Source organism: Cytobacillus firmus, from assembly GCF_023657595.1.
GTDB lineage: Bacteria > Bacillota > Bacilli > Bacillales > Cytobacillaceae > Cytobacillus > Cytobacillus firmus_B.
Genome location: NZ_CP098323.1, coordinates 848,608 through 867,619, shown reverse-complemented (window position 1 = coordinate 867,619; position 19,012 = coordinate 848,608). Strand labels below are relative to the sequence as shown.

Here is a 19,012-nt window from a genome sequence, read left to right as displayed (position 1 = left end):
TACGATGTTATCTATGTATCTATAAGTTGAAATACCCCAGAATGAAGGCGGTAAACGGCAAAATAAAAGAAAGCAGCGGAAAACTGCTTTCTCTCAGGCTTGTGGGCTAATCTCAGTTTTAGGCTGATCCGCGTCTCTCAGCAGCTGGATAAAGGTTCTTTTTTGCAAATGATACAGGATTAGCACCAGAATACTGCCGCCGGATGCAGCCATTAGGATCCAGACAGGCAATTTTTCGAGTAAAAATCCAAAAAAGATAAAGCCCAGTGGTGTCATGGCACTTGCTCCTGTTTCAAGGAGTGACATGACCCTGCCCCGATAGGCATCAGGCGTGCCTTTTTGCAGCAGAACCATTACTGGAATGTTGATTACCATGATAACTGAAGATAGCAGCAGGACCAGACCTATTAAAAAAGGAAACATGATGCTGTTTGAAATGCCCATTAGGCCAGGAAAATTCGGGAGGCCAAGCAGAGCAATGATAAGGGACATGGCCATTACGCCCCCAAAAATGGTCACTTCTTTTCTCTTTACCTCGGGACGGGCAGATAGAACGACCGACATGATCAGCATCCCGACGGAAAAGGCTCCTTCAATGATGCCCAGCTGGAGTGAACTCATTTCCCGCACAGTCAGAACCAGATAAGGCATGGCAACGGGAAAAACCGCAAACCAAAAGTTCAGCCAGATGCTAATGATAATGAGATTTTTTATAAACGGCTGATTTTTCACATATGAAATACCCATTTTCAGATCGTAGATCATTCCATTTTCTTCTGGTCTTTCTTTTTTTTCTGCAAATAGATTGTATTGAATAAGTAAACTGGTGATGCCGGAGACTGTGAAGGCGATGATGTTAATAAGCATGAAGACTGATAGATGAAAGATGCCAAAGAAGACGCCCCCAAGAACGGGTCCCAAGATGGAGGATGATGAAGCTGCGGCCTGATTGAGTGACATTGCTTTTTGCAGAGTATCAGGACCGACCATGTTGTAAATTGCTGAAGTGACTGCCGCTGAATAAAAAGTATTCAAAATGCTTAAAACGGCTGTGGCTGTGTAAAGGAGCCAGATTTCCTGTGTGACCAAAAGGTACAGAAGCAAAATGGCAATAAGCCAGACGGCACAGGCGAAATCGGAAATAATGATGATTTTTTTGCGGTCCCATCTGTCACTGAGTGCGCCCGCAACAGGAGAAAGCAGGATTCTTGGCAGTGTACTAAGAATGAGGGTTATGGCAAAATTGAGGCTGGACCCTGTTTCTGAAAGGATATATAAGCCAATGGCAAATCCATAAATGGAGGAACCGAGCACCGCTGTCAATTTCCCTGCCAGAAACAGTGTTATATTTCTTTTAATCTGTGCTTCCATCTATTCTTCCTCCTCGGAATCAAGCAATTTGAAGCTGCAGGAAACCTCATAAGAATTGCGCTTTAGAGCTCCCTTTACGCTCTTTTCCATGTATTTAACCATCAAATCATAAAAATCGTCCTGAAATCCCTTTAATTCTTCTTCTGTGAGGGAGATGTTTATTCCCATGGTGCTGCAGCTTTCTCCTTTCTCCTGTCCGCTTTCTTTCAAGTTGAATTGGGTCGCTTTTGAACGGTAATACTTTTCGATAATTCCCCTGTTTTCTTTCGTCTCCTCAATCTCGAGTATTCCGCCTTTAAAAAGCTGCTGAATATGATAATGAATGCTTCCCGCAGACTTCCCAAGCTCTTCGGCAACCTGTTTGGCTGTCATGGGACTTTTAGCGAGAAGATATATAATTTTAATCCTTAACGGGCTGGATATCAGCTTCTGCTGTTCAAGATTGATCTCCATCGTTTTCTTGATTAAATCCAAGATGGTTCACCCTTTCTAATTCATATATTCTAACTTTATTATACGTTCTAAAAAATTAGAATGATACATTTTTTTAAAATGGAAAATACAAATCCGTTGTAACAGTTTATCTTTTTACAGGAATTCTTCGTCCCACCCTCCACAATTTCGTATTTTCTGACAATATTATATAAAAAAAGCAAATGAGTATTGTCATAAATAGTAAAACAATATAGAATTTTCTTATAACCTCACAAAGAGGCAGGTGAAACGGTGGAAATCACAAAGCATTTTTTCTTTAATCTATCGCTCTTGATCGTTATCTTGTTTATTGTGCTTGTATGGGCGGAAAAAAGCTCTAAATTCCGGTTTTCCAAAAGCTGCTCTTTTATATGGCTTTTGTTTATGATCTGGATATGCTTTCAGTTTTCCTTTCAGCCAAGCCCCCATTATTTTTTTGATTTACGATTGATACCTGTCATCATCGGCGGTTTATATGCCGGGCTCGGTCTCACATTGGCCGGGTCTGTGATTTTGATGAGAAGTTTTTATGGAATAGAGCCTGGGTTTTATTCTAATATTCTTTTATATTTGCCCCTGGGGATCATTCTTTGGAAGCTCTATCCCTGGTTTTGGAAGCAGGGGTCCCGAAAAAGGATTCGTTTTTCGGTTATCATTACCCTGATTTTAAGTGTACTGACGGTCATGGTAATGGAAATATTCGCACCCCCACAAAACAGGTTCGATGCCTGGTTTGCCTATTTGATGATACCGCCATTGGGTGTCTTTATGATTACATATGTATTTGAATTTGCTAAAAGGAATCTGGATATGCGTGAGAATCTCGTCCGGGCCGAAAAACTTGAAGCTGTTGAGCAAATGGGTGCAGCCATCTCACATGAAATACGCAATCCACTGACAGCCGCTATCGGATTTGTTCAGCTTTTGCAGGAGCAGCGGCTGCCACCGCGAAAAAGGGTGGAATATTTGAGCATTGTGAAGGCTGAGCTGGAATCAGCAGAGCAGGTCATCCAGAACTATTTAACCTTTTCCAAGCCATCCTTAGATAAGATCGAGGAGATCAATGTAAAAAAAGAGCTCATGCAGGTATTGAATATATTAAAGCCGACAGCCAACCAGAATTCAGTCGAAATCAATGCCCACTTTTCCCTCCTCGGATCTATTAAGGGGGATCGGCAAAAATTCCACCAATGTTTCTTGAATGTAATTAAAAATTCAATTGAGGCTATGCCGCGCGGAGGGCAATTATACATAGAAACGCACTACAGCAGCAGCCAGATTACCATCGAAATAAAAGACACCGGCGTAGGCATGACTCCCGAACAGCTTCAGCGCCTGGGAGAACCCTATTATTCGACTAAAGGCTCCAAAGGGACCGGCCTTGGAATGATGGTCGTATTCAGTATTGTAAGAGCCATGGATGGTAATGTCCGGGTCAAAAGCGAAGTCGATAAAGGAACTGTTTTCAGCTTTACTTTTCCGAATTATAAGTCGGAACTACATAAGGATTAACAAAAAAACAGCAGGGTCAATACTGCTGTTTTTCTTTTTCCCAATTTTCATGGAACCTCCAGCCAGTACCCCTCGTCTAAGTGTTACCAACGAAAGGAGCATAAACATGCTGGTAAAAATAACAGACAATCAAGGGCCGCCCCTTCAATTCGATACAGAGTCCAAAGAAGAGAAGCTTATTTGGCTCATGGATAAATATGGGGACATGGTTATCAGGGTTGCCTTCTCCTATTTAAAACAAAAGCAGCTGGCTGAAGACGTATCTCAGGAAGTTTTTATTAGCTGCTATCAGAACCTTGAAGGTTTTCAGAAGAAAGCTGCCTATAAAACCTGGCTTTACAGGATCACTGTCAACAAATGCAAGGATGTTTTAAAAAGCTGGTCTTATAAAAATTTATTTTATAAAGAATGGATTGGATCCCTGCTGGCAGATCGAATGGATTCTGTTGAAACTGTGCTGCTTCATATAGAAAACAAGGAGTATCTGTATAGCAGAGTTCTTAGGCTCCCTTTGAAAATGCGTGAAGTCATTATCCTTCACTACTATGAAGAACTAACGCTTGCCGAAATTTCCGACCTCCTGAGCATAAATATGAATACAGTCAAAACGCGGCTTCACCGGGCGAGAAATTCCTTAAAGGACGTTCTTTCAGAGAAGGGAGATGAACAGACATGACCAATCATTTTAAATACCCTGATAATCAAATTCGATTCGAGGATAGACAGAAAGAAATGGTATTAAAAGCTGTAAGACCTAACTCATATTCTTTTCAAAAGAAAGAAAGAATAAGCCGGAAAAAGAAATGGGCTTACGCAGGTATAGCTGCAGCAGCTTTGTTCATTCTTTTTATCGGGACAGCTTATTTTTCTCCCGGAATGGCAAAGGTTGCCGCCAAGATTCCTTACTTCAGCGTATTTATAAAACAGGAAGAATACAAAAATGCTTTATATGATGTCATTAGTGATACTGCTAATAAGCATCGCTATGACTTAAGAAGAATGGATGCCTCCATCCCTGATAAAGAGTTAACCGTCTGGCTTGGAGGAACAAAGGAGGATGTAAACAGCATTAAAGGAGATGTAAAAAAAACCTTCAGTCACTCATTAAAAGATCATAACTTTGGTGCGTATGATATCAGAATAAAAAGGGACAAACATGATAACACGATACCAGAAGAAACCCCTGAAATGAAAAAGCAGCAAGCTGACAGCCTGGAGCTGGAACAAAAAATCATTAAAGCGCTTGAAGCGAATAATTACACGATGGCCTTCCCAGTTCAGGCCAGGATTAATGAAATTGAGAAATATATTTTTGTAGCTATTCCGAAGACCGAAAAAAGGACTGACGAGCTTAATAGTTTATTGAATTCCATTTCAAGTGAATATGGAAAGGGGTTCAAATTTGACATTAGACAGATTGATATGGAGGCCAGAGAACAGGAACAGCGATGGGATGAAGCCGGAGTCATTCACGTCATCGCAAGCGGCTTGATGGAAAACAAAGAATTCAAGGTAAAGGGGTTTTCATACTCTTTCCATCCTCTCCCGCTGCAAATCAAGGTGAAAACATCCGTGAAAGCAGATGACCCGGATGCAAAGGTGCTGGCAGAACGTATTGAAGAGGAAATCAAGAGCTTCTTACAAACACATGAAAAAGCAGAGGATATTCGAAATGACCCATATGAGCTGACGATCTTAAGTAAAGATAAAAAGAAAATAAATTAAAATATGTACAGGTAAGCTTTATTTAGAAGATGCCTCCCGTTTCGGGGAGGCTTTTATTTTTTCTCCCAGGAAAAGCCTGCGATTCCACCTGTCCGGCCTCTATGGCTTATGCTTCTTTCATTATGATTCGACCTGCTCCGCCTCCAGATGCTTCGTGCAGTTATACAGCTCACAGTTCCACTTGCTTTCTTTTATTAACAGTTCTGTGATGGAAGTGTTCTTCGGCGGAGTGGAAAGGTCTGTCTGCGGAACCAGTTCTCTTAACAGATGACGAATAAAGGCGCCATGGCTTACGATCAGCACGTTTTCACCCGGATGCTTTTCTGTAATCTCCTGCAGGAAACCAAGCCCTCTTTTTATAACACTTTCTTTCGGCTCGAAACCAAGGTCCATTTCACGCCAATTCTTGCCCCATTTTTCAAGGCGTTCGGCTTCGGTTGTGCCTTCAATCATCCCGCCGCCTACTTCTCTAATCCTCGGATCGAGGTGAAGGGGAATGGAGCCGATTTTCTCCTGGATTGCTACTGCCGTCTGCTTTGCCCTTAAGAGATTACTCGAGTAAATAACATCCCATTTTTCGCCGTTAACTCGTTCGGCCAGGCGTTCTGCCTCAGCCAAACCTTCTTCATGAAGGGGAATATCCGAGCTTCCCTGGGCCCGTCCCTCCTTATTCCAGGGTGTGATTCCGTGCCGGATTAATCCGATTCTTGTCATATGTAAAAACATCCTTTCTTTTGACTAGATTGTTTAGGTGTTCCCTTATCTAAGTAAAAGAGCGGGCATGCCGCTCGCTCCTGCAGCTAATCTACTTTTCTCATGCTTGTAAAAGGATACCAGACAAATTCACTGACGCCGATGATGCGCTCTTTCTCAATAAAACCGAGCCCATTTCGGCTGTCCAGGCTGACAAGGCGGTTGTCCCCCATAACGTAATAGTGATTACTCGGAACCGTGAGAGGGCCGAAGTCACCGGTCAGTTTGCTGACAATTCCATCTGCTGCTTCACGATTTTCGTCAAGGTAGTCTTCATTCCATTGCTGGCCGTTAATATACAGCTGGTCATTCTTCATTTCCAGTTCATCGCCAGGAAAGCCTATTAATCTCTTTACATAGTTCTTTTCATCGCCCCTGATGATGACAATATCGCCTCTGTTCAGTTCTTCAAATTTATTAACAAAGATTTTTTCCTCGTCATGAAGGGTCGGATCCATGGAGGCTCCTTCCACATAGTAGGGTGAAAAAAGAAAGACCCTGATGACCAGTGCAATTCCAAAGGCAATCAGAAGAGACTTGAGCCAGCTCGCTATTTCATGCTTATTCATGTGCTCCTCCAAAGCTTTCAGCACCCAGATACCGGTCTTTGATTAAGGTGCGGTGGTGAAGTTCATGTCCGGCAATGATATAGGCAATGGCCCGGGCAGTTACCCCAGTGCCGTTCGCATTTCCTCGCCCAAGCAGTGCTTCATCATCCAGGCTTTTCAGTAAAGAAATCGTATTTTGGCGAACCTGGGACAGCTGTGCTGAAAGCTCCCCAATGCTGAAGCGGTTGAATTTGCCATTCTTTACATACTGGTTATCATCATAGCCCGGCAGCTCAGCCATCTCCCCTCTTCCAATGCAAAGCAGGCGGTAGCTCATGATGCGTTCAGTATCTGTAATATGGCCGATCACTTCCTTAACCGTCCATTTTTCCGGAGCATAGCGGAAATGCGCCTGATCTTCATTCAGATCTTTGACCAGATTGATTGTCTCCTTCATTTGTTCATCAAGGATCTGCAGAAGATCCCCTTCCGGTACAGAGCTGACATATTTCTTATAATACGGTGCATACTCATCCAATCCAGGTTTCTTTAACATCTCGTTCCCTCCCATTCTATTCCCTTATTTTACTAAATTTTCATATAAAGAGCCAACTTCAGGTCTGAAAAAGCTCGCCCCTGATTGCTTTAACATACCGTTCGGCTGACCGCTGCACTGCAAGGTCTGCCTCTTTTTCTACCACTCTGTGAAACGCATTGTAAATCCGGTCAAATGACAGCGGTTTGATTTTGCCGGCCATCCTTTCAACCGTTTCAGCGGGAAGCGGAATGAGGTTCGGATAGCTGTACATGAAGCTGACCCATTCCCTGTCCGCAGCGACCTGAATGATGTCGCCGGTAAGCATGACGCCTTTGCCCCCATTCCCCTTTTCCCAATGAAGGACAGCACCGCCTTTAAAATGGCCGCCGAGGCGGTGGATGACCAGGCCATCATGAATTTTAAAACTTTCTCCGCTCCAGAAAATGATGTGGTCACTTTCCCTAATTACCCACTCCCTGTCGTCTTCATGGATATAGATCGGCGCATTAAATGCTTCCGCCCATTCAACTTGTGCTGAATAATAGTGAGGATGGGACAGTGCAATCGCGCTAATACCGCCCAGTTCTTTTATGGCTTCAATCGTGCACTCATCCAGGTAGGTGATGCAATCCCACATCAGATTAAAACCGTTTTGCTGAATAAGATAGGCTGTCTGGCCGATGGCAAATTCCGGAGCTGTTTTCAAGCTGTAAAGATTGGATTCCTCCTGCTTTATTTCATTCATATAATTTTGGCTTTCCGTCATTTCATGTAAAGTAGTCCACTCCTGGCCGCCGGGTCTAACATACTGGCGCTCTTCCATGCAGATCGGGCAGCTTTCAGGCTGATGATCGCATGGTGGAAATTGCGTTCCGCACGTTTTGCATATATGTTTTTCCATAGATATTGCCTCCGTTTCTCATATTGGTTATATTAACCAGTTTACTATTGGAAACGTTCAGTTAAATCGCCGTTTCGGCTGAAAGCGGCTACAGCTTTAGACTGAGGACTTATACTTTAAGCTTAATGTGAAAACCTCAGGCAGCTTCAAGAAGTCATTCCAGCCGTCATTTTCATATAACTGAAACAACTGAGCCTGATCCGGTATAGCCAATTCATATTTGATCATAAAAAAACTCCTTAGTAAGGCAATGCTAATCCTATTCTGGCTCGGGGCGGAAGATTCCTCTTTCTTTTAACGATTATCCAGCATCGAGATACAGGCTTCTTCGTTATGTTCCGTATTCTCCGTTACAAACTCATATGTGGCAGCGTCCTCTTTTTCACAAAACTGAACGACATCTCCAAACCACTTCTTTTTACCATAGTAATAAATGATGTTCGGTTCATCCTTGAAAATGACATAATAATGGGTATGGTAGAAGTCATGATTGATGTCCATCTTAGGTATGTTATAGCTGTGCTTTTGAAAATCACTTTTGCTATAGCCTGTTACATCCAGATGCGCCTTCACTTCATGTGTTATCCACTTGTTCATGATCGGATTTCCATTATTCAATACATAAAGAAAAAGGGCGGGTGAAGTCAGAAATAACAAGCCCGCTATAATTAACAGTAATTTTTTCATGTATTTGACACTCCTATTTTCATTACAGTGTAATTTTACACTAATAAGAACTTAAAGTGGTAGTTTTTTCTTTTTGAAACTTTTTTGCATGCCACCCGTATTAGATACTAACGAACTTATTTTAGGAGAGATTCATAATGGGAAATATTTTTATTTTTTCACTGATTGCCGGACTGGCGATTTCGATCCTGCTGATTCCGTTCAGCTATAAACCGAAGGCGAAGGAAAAGGAAGGCAGGAAACTGGGAACCGGAATTATGGCCGCCACCGCCGCTGTATCTGTACTGCTTGTTTTTGCCGTGTACTATTTCACCAATCTGGACCGGAACTTAACCAGTTTGTGGCTGTTCGCGGTTATCGCTTCTGTAATCGGGGCTGTTTTTGCGACTGGCCGAGAGCGTATGATCAAAACGGGTGTGTTTGTCCTTAGTTTAGCTGCAGGGGCTTTCTTTCTGACAGCTTTCCTGTTTAATGCGGACGATAAGTATGAAAGTGCCAAAATGAAGGAAAAAACGGAGATTGAAACATTTGATGAAAAAGAAACACCGGCGAGCGTTCCGCCGAAGTTTGCGCGCAATAAGATGAAGAAGGCTTTCGGGCAGGTTCCGAACACGAGTTATTATGAACTTGGCAGCCTGCAGATCCAGAAAGTCAATGGAGAGTATGTTTATATTGCGCCTGTAGAGTTTTCGGGCTTTTTCAAATGGTGGAATGGGGATAAGACACCAGGCTATTTTACAATTAGCGCGACTGATTCCTCAGCTAATCCAAAATTCGTGAAGAGCGATATGGTGTACACACCATCTTCTTATTTTAATAAAAATATAGAGCGCCATATCCGGATGCAGTATCCGCAGGCCATCTTTTACGGAGATGTTCAGCTGGAAGTGGATGACGACGGAAAACCATTTTATATCCGTTCGTATGGAGAATTTATTTCGGCGAGAAATGGCTTTGACGTTAAAGGAGTGGTCATGGTTGACCCGCTGAGCGGACAGACGAAGTCTTATAAACTTGCGGATGTGCCGGCCTTTATTGATGGAGCAGTTTCCCCTGAAACGGTCAGCCTGCAGAACAGCTATTTCGGAAATTACGTCCATGGCTTCTGGAACAGCAAATTCGGAAAGTCAGATGTAAGGATTCCATCGGATGAGGGAACAGAAGCCAATGTGAGTCCAATTTTTGATGAAAATGGCGACATGTACTACTTCACTGATTTTACAAGTCCAAAAGAAGGCGTCGATTCGATGCTGGGCTATTCTCTGACAAATTCAAGGACGGGCAAAGCCACCTTCTTTACAGGCAATCTTGAGGAATCTTATATGGATTCGCAGGGTGCCCTCCAGATTATCGAGAAAAAATTCATCGAGAAGAAATGGAGCGGGGAAATGCCTGTTCTGTATAACTTCTACGGGGAAGCGAGCTGGCTGACGCCTGTGCTTGATGCCAACGGATTCCTGCAGAACTACTTCATTGTATCAGCTGCCAATCCGGAAATTTCCGCTTATGGAACGACGCCAAATGAAGCATTGCGTTTGTATAAAACTGCATTGCAGCGGGGCGGAGGCACAGTAGACGGTAGCTCGAAAGCAGAGGAAAAACAGATAGGCGGCACTGTGGTGCGGGTGTACAAGGAGAAATCCGGTGATTTCACGGTCGTATCATTCCTTCTGGACAACCGGCAAAGCTATGTGGTTTCATCCGAAACCGTGCCGATGGCCATTTATCTGCAGGAAGGTGATCAGGTCAGCGTTAACTATCTGGATACAGGTGAGGCATTCCTGCCTGTGAAGGAAATGAGCATTAAAGGATTGGAATAGATGCAAAAACACGATGAAGACTGTCTTCATCGTGTTTTTTATTACCCTGCTATGATATTCGCTGATTTAATGGCACTAGATAGCGTGGATTTGATGCTGACGTGATCAAAAGACAGTCCGAGCTGTACTGCTGTCTGGGCAATTTCCGGTCTTAAGCCGGAGATTGTAGTCTTTACACCGATCAGGCTTAGAGCTTCAATCAGCTGGAATAGCTGATGGGCTACCATTGTATCGATCATGACTACGCCTGAAAGGTCAAGGAACAGCTGGTTGACGCCTAATTTATTGCATTGCTGAAGTGTATTTTCAAGCATGATTTTCGCTCGTGCTGTATCAATATCCCCGACAAGCGGCAGAAGTGCGATATCTTCTGTCAATGAGATGACCGGGGAGCTGAGCTCAAGGATTAAAGCCTGCTGAGCCTGCAGCCTCTTCTGGGAATGGTTATTATACTCTTCCGTAAACCAGGTAACTACTTCCCCAATGGTTCTTATGATCATCCTGCGCCATAAGACGATTTGCTTGTCATCATATTGGCCCTGACTGGTTTCAAGGAACTGCTCAAGCAGGTTTAAATACTGTTCCTGAGTGTTAAAGAACTCCTTGAGGATCATCTCAAGAGGTGTGCGGAGATGTTCATCATCCTGCGCCACTTTGACAATCCAGACTTCCAAATCATTAAAGAACGCTTCTTCTTCTTTACGGAATACTTCGGAGAACTGCTTGTGGAATTCATAATTTTGCTTTTTGACTTTTTCAATTACAGCGGGGTCTTCCGAGGTATAAATCCCCCCGCTTTCTTCTTTGTTCACATTTTTATACCATTCTTCTGTTAAGTCCCATGTTTTCTCAAGGAAAAATTGATATAGATCATGATTACGATGCATGCCCCGTCTCCCCTAACCCAACTGTTATTTCAATATTTTTATTTTAACCGAAGAGAAATAAAGTGTCATTTTTAAGCTCCTACCTATTTCCCGCCAAATCCCTGCTGTTTGCATACTGATAGTCTGCCCCCTGCCTTGGAAGCATTATGCTAAAGACTGATGCGAATACCAGAAGAATGATGGATGCAATGAAAGAGCTGTCATAGCTGCCTGTCAGATTAAATAATACACCAGGCACGAATGAACCGAGAGCTGAACCCAGCTGATGGCTCAAATAAATCCAGCCGATTACGGCTCCTGCGGACAGATGTTTGAAATATTCTGCAGCCAATTTCATGGTTGGTGCGACGGTGGCAAAATTGACAATCCCAAAGCTGATGGCAAACAGAATGAGCAGATGGGACTGAGTGACGAAAAAGCCAAACAATGACGCATCATTTACGATGATGAGCAGAAGAACAATGGTTAACGCCCGTACTCCATAGAGAAAGGCAAGGATTTTTCTGCAATTCCACTTGTCTGCGAGGAACCCCGAAACGACAGTTCCAAGAATATTAAAGCCGGCCAGCAGGCTGACAGCAGCTCCCGTTACACCAGGCGAAAATCCGCAATACTGGGCAAAGGGAATCAGATGCGTATCCATCAGGCCAGTGGTAGTGACGCCGCACACGAAAAACGGGAGCATGAGAAACAGGAATTCTTTCCGCTTTAAGAGCTGAAATATGGAAAGCGTTCCTTTTGGTGCTTCCTTTTTTCCCTGCTTCCCCTTTTGACTGTCACTCACGTTTGCCCCATAAGCATCGATTTGCAGATCGGCCGGGTTCGAGCGGATAAAGAGCAAAAGCAGCGGGAAAATGATTACAATCAAAAAGAAGCCGAGCACAAGTACGGTTGTCTTCCAGCCCAGCAGGTCAATCAGGAATAATGACAGCGGGACGAGAATAAGCTGCCCTGCGGCTGTTCCGGCAGACATCAGTCCCATTGCCATACCCTTTTTATCGGCAAACCAGGTCGCCACTGCCATCGTTCCTGCTACATTGGATGCACCGCCAAAGCCAACGGAGGCAATCACACCGTAGATAATCATCAGCTGGACGGGATTGGCGGTAAAAAAGGTCAGAAGTGTTGAAAAGCCAATAACCAGTATACTGAAGGACAGAATATAACGGATGCCGTATTTATCAATCATCCGTCCGACATATGGCTGTGAAATGGCAAAAACAATATAGCTGACAAAGGCTATAAACGATATAACACTGCGATTTGCGGAAAACTCATGCTCCCATGGCGCCATAAACGCGCCGAACGACAATCGGACACCCTGCGCGGCAAGCAAAGCCAAAAACGTCAGGACTAAAATTATCCACGCATAATGAACCTTTAAGCGCTTCACGATGTGAACCTTCTTTCCGGTGACAGGCACCTATACCACTTAGTCCAAGTGGTATAGGTGCCTGTCACTTTTTTAAAAATAATCATACCATATATTTTTTGTAACTTTCTAAATTATGTTTACCTTTCGCGTTTATTCAACAATTTACTTTTCAATCAAACGTTTGATTGAAATAACAAGAAGTACTTACATATCTGAATTTTTCCCGGGAAATAGCTGCAGGAATTGTCGTCTGCTCAGTGGGATTTTCGACAATAAATGAGAAAAAGCCATCCCTCTTATCGGAATGGCCTTTCCATTTATACTGCCTGCTTTTGCTGTTCCTGCTTCATTAATTTCATTTCACTGATGGCTTTCTTAGCCTTATTTTCATCAAATTCATTTTCACTCTTTGCTACAACCATTGTTGCGATTCCGTTTCCGATCAGGTTCACGATTGCTCTTCCTTCACTCATGAAGCGGTCTACACCCAGAAGAAGCGCCAATCCTTCAAGAGGAATAACCTGAAGGGCGGCAAGCGTCGATGCCAATACGATAAATCCGCTGCCTGTTACACCCGCGGCACCTTTTGAAGTCAGCATGAGCACTAATAGAATGGTAACCTGCTGGCCTATTGTCAGATCCACTCCGAATACTTGTGCAAGAAAGACAACTGCCATTGACAGATAGATGGATGTACCATCCAGGTTAAAGGAGTAACCTGTTGGAATGACGAGTCCCACAACTGATTTGGAGCAGCCGATCCGCTCCATTTTATCCATCATTCTCGGAAGCACTGATTCTGAAGAACTTGTGCCTAATACGATTAGTATTTCATCTTTGATAAACTTTAGATAATTCCATAAGCTGAATCCGTACATTTTGCAGATAATATTTAGCACAACAAAGATAAATAAGAACATTGTCACGTACACGGAAATCATCAGTTTGCCAAGCGGAACAAGTGATGCCAGTCCGAAATGGCCAATTGTATAGGCCATCGCGCCAAAAGCACCAAGCGGAGCTGCCTTCATGACATAGCCGATAATTTTAAAGAAAACTAATGATAGCTTATCCAAAAACTCAATGACGATTTTGCCTTTGTCCCCAAGAGCCGCCAAACCGACACCAAATAGAACAGAAAAGAATAATACCTGCAGGATATCTCCTTTTGCAAAGGCATCTACCATGTTGGAAGGAACAATATGTGTCACAAACTCAATCCAATTGATGCCCTCTCCGCCATTGGCTGTGTACTGTGAAACATCTCCTTTTTCCAATTCATTAAAGTTCAGGCCTGCACCTGGTTTAATGACATTAACGACGATCAGACCGATCATTAAAGCAAGTGTAGTAACCACCTCAAAATAGATGAACGCTTTTCCGCCCACTTTGCCGACTTTTTTCATATCGCCCATTTTAGCGATTCCAAGGACGATGGTCAGGAAAATAATTGGGGCGATGACCATTTTGACTGCGTTGATAAAGGTGTCGCCGACCGGCTTCATTTCTTTTCCGACTTCCGGCCAAATCAGCCCGACCATAACACCGATAAAAATAGCCGTTAACACCTGAAAGGTTAAATTCTTATAAATCCGCTGCTTCTTCACTTTTATCTCAGCTCCTTTTTTCTAACTATTCATTCTATTAGAAATGATAGCGTTTTCAGATAAAAGTGAGAAGTTTATGGTCATAACGGATGTTTTGTTCATTTTGGTCTCAGGGAATGCAGCTAAACGATGACATACCGATTAACCGGCCTGCCCACGCCTCCGTACTGAATATCCAGCCGGATCGCACCGCTTTTTTCCAGATAATCAAGATAGCGGCGGGCGGTGACTCTGGCAATACCGATGCCGTTCGCAACTTCTTCGGCAGAGCGGGGTTCGGTCTGCTGTTTCATAAATACGGTAATTTCATTTAAAGTGAATTCATTCAGCCCTTTAGGCAATACGTTTTCTTCTTTCTTCGCCTGCTTGGCATAAAGCAGAGCATCGAGCTGCTCCTGTGACAGAGTGCCCGCTTCCTTCAGGCTTTCCCTGTAATGGCGGTATTTCTCGAGGGCCTGCTGAATCCTGTTCAGCTTAAAGGGCTTGATAATATAATCCCTGGCGCCGTTTTGAAGCATCAGCTTAATGGTTTCCTTATCCTTTGCGGCGGATACGACAATGACATCAGAATCAAGGTTTTGCTTCCGGAATTCCTGCAGGGTTTGGATTCCATTTTTTTTCGGCATGAAAATATCCAAAATCACAAGGTCAGGCTGCAGCTCTTTCGCCAGGGCAATGCCTTCCTCCCCATTCCCGGCCGCAGCGATGATCGTAAATCCGGGCACACTTGCAATAAATTCCTTATTCACTTCCTGGACCATTGGATCATCTTCAATCAGCAGCACACTGATTTCTTCTTTAACCGCCATATGTTTCTCCCTCCGATTCCATCGGAAAAACGATTGTAAAAGAGGTTCCTTCATCCCTGTGTGTTGAAACCTCGATCGCTCCCCCGCCTTTTTCTGCAATTTGTTTGACAAGGTAAAGCCCGTAGCCTGTCCCGCCAGATTTATTGGCGGTAAATCCTTTTTCATATATTTTCGGCAATATCGCTTCCTCTATCCCGCTGCCGTTATCTTCCACCAGCACCGCACAAATCTCCTCGGTCTGTTCAATGCTGATGTCAATTTTTCGATCTTCCCGGTCACTATGCTCAAAGGCACCGAAAGCATTTTCAATCAGATTGCCCAGAAGCAGAACAAAATCATGGTGATCCAGCCGGTCCGGGAACTCCTCGAGGCTGCTCTTTGGGTCGATGACCACCGAGATGCCCAATTCCTTTCCGCGCCTTACTTTGCTTAATAAAAGCCCTGCAATGGCATCGTTCCTGATTTTATCGCTGAGGAAATTCGAGAGGTTTTCCTGCTCTTCAGATGCATCAAACGTCAGCTGGAGTGCTTTGTCAGCTTTCCCGAGCTGAATCAATCCCGCAATGGTATGAAGCTTGTTCATATGTTCATGGTTCTGCACCCTGAGCGCCTCAACAAAGCTTTTTACACCGGTCAGCTCTTCTGCAAGCTTCGTAACTTCCGTGCGGTCCTGGAAGATGGCCACAGCTCCGATCTTCTCATTGTCTTTCCGGATGGGAATTCTGGTGCTCAGGATGACCTTGCCGCTTACAATGATCTGTTCATTATAGACGGCTCGATTACTTTCTACAATTTCCGGAAGCCTTGTGTCTTTTAGCACGTCTCTGATTTTTTTGCCTGCGACTTTGCCGGACACACTAAAAATTTTCTTTGCCTTTTCATTGAAAATCGTAATGTTTTCCTGGTTATCGATTGCAATTACGCCTTCATTGATCGAGTGGAAAGTGGCTGTCCTTTCCTCCAGCATCCGTTTGATTTCATGGGGCTCCAGCTGGAACATCTGCTTTTTAATATGATTGGCGAGCATTAAAGAACCGATCAGTCCAAATATGAGCGTCAAAAGCACAATGATGCTGATCTCATTTGCCAGATCTGTGATAATCTCCGTAATCGAAGGGATCTTATTGCCGACAACAACCACACCGATTTGATTGAGGCTTTCATCTTTAATCGGTATGAATGCGCGTATAAAGGTGCCGACGTCTCCCTCAGCCTTGGAAAAATAGATATGCTCGGCAAAAGCAGGTTTCTCATCCTCACCTGATGAAGGCCTGCCGATCAGCTCCCGAACCGGATGGGAATAGCGGATACGTTCCATATTCATGATAACGATATAGTCGGTTTCATTGATAATCCGGATTTCCTCAGCAACTTTGTTAACCGTCTTCCAGCCCTGCGGCTGCAGGATTCCTTTTTTCACATCTGACAGCTCTGCCACCGTTCTGGCCGTATTCATCGAGCGTATCCTCAGTTCTTTTTCTTCCTGCTCCTGGATGTTTGCAATCACGACCATTCCGCCAATCAATAAAGAAAAAATAACGACTGCATAAGACAATATGGTAATCTTCCAGCGGATGGGCAGCTGATTCACAAAGGGTCCCTCCCTTCTGTCTTTACGGATAGAATTCTTGTAAGTATGATAACATTAATAGTTTTAAAAAGGAGGATTCAAATGAAAAGCTATGTTCTCCTTGCCGGCATGGTTTTACTGCTGGCTGCCTTCTTTGGCTATCGAAGCTTTTTTCCGGGGGAAGAGATTCCCTACGATGATGACCAGGAAGGGCTTAAGGATCAAATTGTCTTCAAATTCAGCCATGTGGTGGCTGAAAATACGCCGAAGGGCCTTGCCGCTCAAAGATTTGCAGAGCTTGTCGCCGAAAAATCGGATGGCCATATAAAAATAGAAGTGTTCCCAAACGGCAGCCTCTATTCTGATATTGAAGAAATTAATGCGCTTAAGGAAGGGCAGGTTCACTTTATTGCCCCTTCCACCTCTAAGCTTGGGATGCTTTCCCCAAAGTGGGCTGTGCTGGATTTGCCTTTTGCCTTCCCATCGCGCAAAGCGGCTCTTGAAGGCCTGAATGGGGATATCGGCGAGCAGCTGCTTGATTCGCTTCGAGGGGACGGCATTAAAGGGCTCGCCCACTGGCCAAATGGATTTAAGCAGCTCACCACGAATAAAGGGCCCATTCAAAAACCCGAGGATCTGAAAGGGCAATCCTTCCGAATCATGCAAAGTGATGTGATATCGGCCCAATTCAGCCGCCTGAAGGCAAAGGCTATTCAGGATTCCTTCAATTCCACTTACAAGCTGCTGGAAGAAGGTGAAGTGGATGGTGAAGAAAACACGGTTTCCAATATCTACTCAAAGAAATTTTATAACCTGCAAAAGCATATGACAATCAGCAATCATGGCTATCTGGGATATGTGGTGATGATGAGCGGGAAGGTCTGGAATGAGCAGAGTGAGGAAACAAAGAAGATTCTGCTGGAGGCGATGGAAGAAACAACTGCCTGGAACAGCCGGATGGCCTTTGACATGAACGAAGAACTGCTTGAAAAAATCAGGCAGAATTCCTCCATTCAGATTCATGAACTTACACCGGAAGAAAAACAGGAATGGCAAGCTGTGCTGGATCCCATCTATGAAGACTTTTCACAGGATATCGGGAAGAACCTGGTGGAAGAGATGAAGGAACTGCGGGGTAAATATGAATAAAAAGGTGACAGGTACCTATACCAGTTGGCTGAAGTGGTATAGGTGCCTGTCACCCCTTTTTTACAGCTTCTGTATGAATGCTACTTTAAGGTAGTCTCCTTCTTTGAATTCCTTAATGGTGCGGAAGTCTTCAGGAAGGGTGAATTCCTCAAGGATTTTGTAGCGGTCACCTGTCTGTGCGAATGCTTTTTTGATAAAGTCTTTGAATTTTTTCATGTTGAATGTGCTGCAGTTGGATGAGGCCACAATGATTCCGTTTTTTTCTGTGATCTGAATGGCCTGCGCAAGCAACTCCGGATAATCTTTTCTGGCGCTGAAAGTATGCTTTTTGGAACGGGCAAAGCTTGGAGGATCCAGGATAACCATATCAAATGCCAGCTGCTTCCGGACAGCATATTTGAAGTAGTTGAACACATCTTCCACAATGATATCCTGTGCCTCAAAATCAATGCAGTTGACGCTGAACATTTCAATGGTTTTGCTTTTGCTGCGGTTGGCAAGGTCGACACTGGTTGTTTTCACTGCTCCCCCTAATGCGGCAGCAGCTGAAAAAGCGCCTGTATAAGAGAACGTATTCAGGACCGTTTTTCCTTTTGCATACTTGTCCCTGATCGTCTTCCGGACATGCCTCTGATCAAGGAATACACCTACCATGGCGCCATCATTCAGATAAATGGGAAAGCTGATTCCATTCTCCTTCACCATCAGCGGAAAAGAGGCCCGCTCTCCTGCCGCAAAATCATCGTCCTCTATATAAGTGCCTTTTACAGCAAACCGTTTCTTTTCATACAATCCTTTTACATCAGCACTGTTCATGAATGCCTGAATCACCGTATCCCTGAACGTATAAATGCCTTCACTGTACCAGCTGATCACATAAAAGCCATCATAATAATCAATCGTGATGCCTCCGATTCCGTCTCCTTCTCCATTAAAAACCCGAAAAGCGGTTGTATCGGGATCACGGAATAGAGCTTCCCGTCTCCTTAACGCTTCTTGGAATTTCTTCGCAAAAAATGCTTCATCAAAGTTTTCCTGAGGATTTCGCGACAGTATCCAGCCCCTGCCTTTATTCTGCTTTCCATAATATCCTTTGCCGATAAACCGGCCGCTCTCGTCGGTCAGCTCAATGACCGCACCCTCTTTGATGCCATTCGGAATCCGCAGCACCGACTCCTCCGTCACAAGCGGATAGCCATCCCTAAAACTATTCTTATATTTAGAAGCCGCGATTAATTTGATAGCATTACTCATAAATTCACCCAATCATTTTGTTAGTATAGCTA

19 protein-coding genes are annotated in these 19,012 nt (G+C 43.9%); 5 read left to right on the top strand and 14 right to left on the bottom strand.

The genetic code is table 11. From position 1 onward, the window contains the following. Positions 1 to 93: 93 nt before the first annotated feature. Entirely contained in the window at positions 94 to 1,371 is a 1,278-nt protein-coding gene (locus tag NAF01_RS04635) for an MFS transporter (protein WP_250801890.1), read from the bottom strand. Then, positions 1,372 to 1,845 (bottom strand): ArsR/SmtB family transcription factor, encoded by a 474-nt coding sequence (locus NAF01_RS04630; RefSeq protein ID WP_241746572.1) that lies wholly within the window; start codon positions 1,843 to 1,845, stop codon positions 1,372 to 1,374. It abuts the gene before it with no gap. Positions 1,846 to 2,097: 252 nt separating this feature from the next. Here NAF01_RS04630 and NAF01_RS04625 point away from each other — a divergent pair, with 252 nt between their 5' ends. From NAF01_RS04625 to NAF01_RS04615, 3 genes are all read left to right on the top strand, one after another. Continuing rightward, positions 2,098 to 3,357: an ATP-binding protein gene (locus NAF01_RS04625; RefSeq protein ID WP_197246801.1), complete on the top strand. Its 1,260-nt coding sequence runs from the start codon at positions 2,098 to 2,100 to the stop codon at positions 3,355 to 3,357. A 106-nt stretch (positions 3,358 to 3,463) separates the two neighbouring features. Continuing rightward, complete coding sequence (locus NAF01_RS04620) at positions 3,464 to 4,033, top strand: sigma-70 family RNA polymerase sigma factor (RefSeq protein WP_250801889.1); 570 nt, start codon at positions 3,464 to 3,466, stop codon at positions 4,031 to 4,033. Further along, a complete protein-coding gene (locus NAF01_RS04615; RefSeq protein WP_250801888.1) occupies positions 4,030 to 5,082 on the top strand; it encodes a DUF4179 domain-containing protein in 1,053 nt (350 codons plus the stop codon). The genes NAF01_RS04620 and NAF01_RS04615 overlap by 4 nt, the downstream gene beginning before the upstream one ends. A 120-nt stretch (positions 5,083 to 5,202) precedes the next feature. Here the strand turns inward: NAF01_RS04615 and NAF01_RS04610 are convergent, their stop codons facing one another. The 6 genes from NAF01_RS04610 to NAF01_RS04590 form a co-directional block, all read right to left on the bottom strand. Beyond that, entirely contained in the window at positions 5,203 to 5,796 is a 594-nt protein-coding gene (locus NAF01_RS04610; RefSeq protein ID WP_250801887.1) for a histidine phosphatase family protein, read from the bottom strand. Between the two features lie 86 nt (positions 5,797 to 5,882). After that, a complete protein-coding gene (gene lepB, locus NAF01_RS04605) occupies positions 5,883 to 6,404 on the bottom strand; it encodes a signal peptidase I (RefSeq protein ID WP_163140011.1) in 522 nt (173 codons plus the stop codon). Continuing rightward, positions 6,397 to 6,939 carry a DinB family protein gene (locus tag NAF01_RS04600; protein ID WP_048010542.1) on the bottom strand — a complete coding sequence of 181 codons (543 nt, stop codon included), beginning with the start codon at positions 6,937 to 6,939 and terminating at the stop codon, positions 6,397 to 6,399. The genes lepB and NAF01_RS04600 overlap by 8 nt, the downstream gene beginning before the upstream one ends. A 58-nt stretch (positions 6,940 to 6,997) precedes the next feature. Beyond that, a complete protein-coding gene (locus NAF01_RS04595; protein ID WP_197246807.1) occupies positions 6,998 to 7,822 on the bottom strand; it encodes an MBL fold metallo-hydrolase in 825 nt (274 codons plus the stop codon). Positions 7,823 to 7,918: 96 nt separating this feature from the next. Continuing rightward, positions 7,919 to 8,050 (bottom strand): hypothetical protein, encoded by a 132-nt coding sequence (locus NAF01_RS24940; RefSeq protein ID WP_261391295.1) that lies wholly within the window; start codon positions 8,048 to 8,050, stop codon positions 7,919 to 7,921. Between the two features lie 66 nt (positions 8,051 to 8,116). Further along, positions 8,117 to 8,509, bottom strand: coding sequence for a DUF3139 domain-containing protein (locus tag NAF01_RS04590; RefSeq protein WP_250801886.1), 393 nt, complete (start codon positions 8,507 to 8,509; stop codon positions 8,117 to 8,119). Between the two features lie 137 nt (positions 8,510 to 8,646). Between NAF01_RS04590 and NAF01_RS04585 the strand changes: the two genes are divergently transcribed. Continuing rightward, positions 8,647 to 10,329: a hypothetical protein gene (locus NAF01_RS04585; RefSeq protein WP_163140005.1), complete on the top strand. Its 1,683-nt coding sequence runs from the start codon at positions 8,647 to 8,649 to the stop codon at positions 10,327 to 10,329. A 41-nt stretch (positions 10,330 to 10,370) separates the two neighbouring features. On the opposite strand, the gene NAF01_RS04580 is transcribed toward NAF01_RS04585, so the two are convergent. The 5 genes from NAF01_RS04580 to NAF01_RS04560 all read right to left on the bottom strand — a co-directional run bounded on the left by NAF01_RS04580 (position 10,371) and on the right by NAF01_RS04560 (position 16,598). After that, entirely contained in the window at positions 10,371 to 11,216 is an 846-nt protein-coding gene (locus NAF01_RS04580) for an STAS domain-containing protein (protein WP_197246814.1), read from the bottom strand. 79 nt (positions 11,217 to 11,295) lie between these two features. Further along, positions 11,296 to 12,609, bottom strand: coding sequence for an MFS transporter (locus NAF01_RS04575; RefSeq protein WP_250801885.1), 1,314 nt, complete (start codon positions 12,607 to 12,609; stop codon positions 11,296 to 11,298). 299 nt (positions 12,610 to 12,908) lie between these two features. After that, positions 12,909 to 14,198 carry a C4-dicarboxylate transporter DctP gene (dctP, locus tag NAF01_RS04570; protein WP_163139999.1) on the bottom strand — a complete coding sequence of 430 codons (1,290 nt, stop codon included), beginning with the start codon at positions 14,196 to 14,198 and terminating at the stop codon, positions 12,909 to 12,911. A 122-nt stretch (positions 14,199 to 14,320) separates the two neighbouring features. Further along, complete coding sequence (locus NAF01_RS04565) at positions 14,321 to 15,007, bottom strand: response regulator (protein WP_250801884.1); 687 nt, start codon at positions 15,005 to 15,007, stop codon at positions 14,321 to 14,323. Beyond that, entirely contained in the window at positions 14,997 to 16,598 is a 1,602-nt protein-coding gene (locus tag NAF01_RS04560; RefSeq protein ID WP_250801883.1) for an ATP-binding protein, read from the bottom strand. Before NAF01_RS04560 ends, NAF01_RS04565 begins: the two co-directional genes overlap by 11 nt. Positions 16,599 to 16,679: 81 nt before the next feature. Between NAF01_RS04560 and NAF01_RS04555 the strand changes: the two genes are divergently transcribed. After that, positions 16,680 to 17,726, top strand: coding sequence for a TRAP transporter substrate-binding protein (locus NAF01_RS04555; protein ID WP_250801882.1), 1,047 nt, complete (start codon positions 16,680 to 16,682; stop codon positions 17,724 to 17,726). Between the two features lie 60 nt (positions 17,727 to 17,786). Here the strand turns inward: NAF01_RS04555 and NAF01_RS04550 are convergent, their stop codons facing one another. Then, on the bottom strand, positions 17,787 to 18,980 hold the full coding sequence (locus NAF01_RS04550) for a class I SAM-dependent rRNA methyltransferase (RefSeq protein ID WP_250801881.1): 1,194 nt from the start codon (positions 18,978 to 18,980) through the stop codon (positions 17,787 to 17,789). Positions 18,981 to 19,012 lie beyond the last annotated feature (32 nt).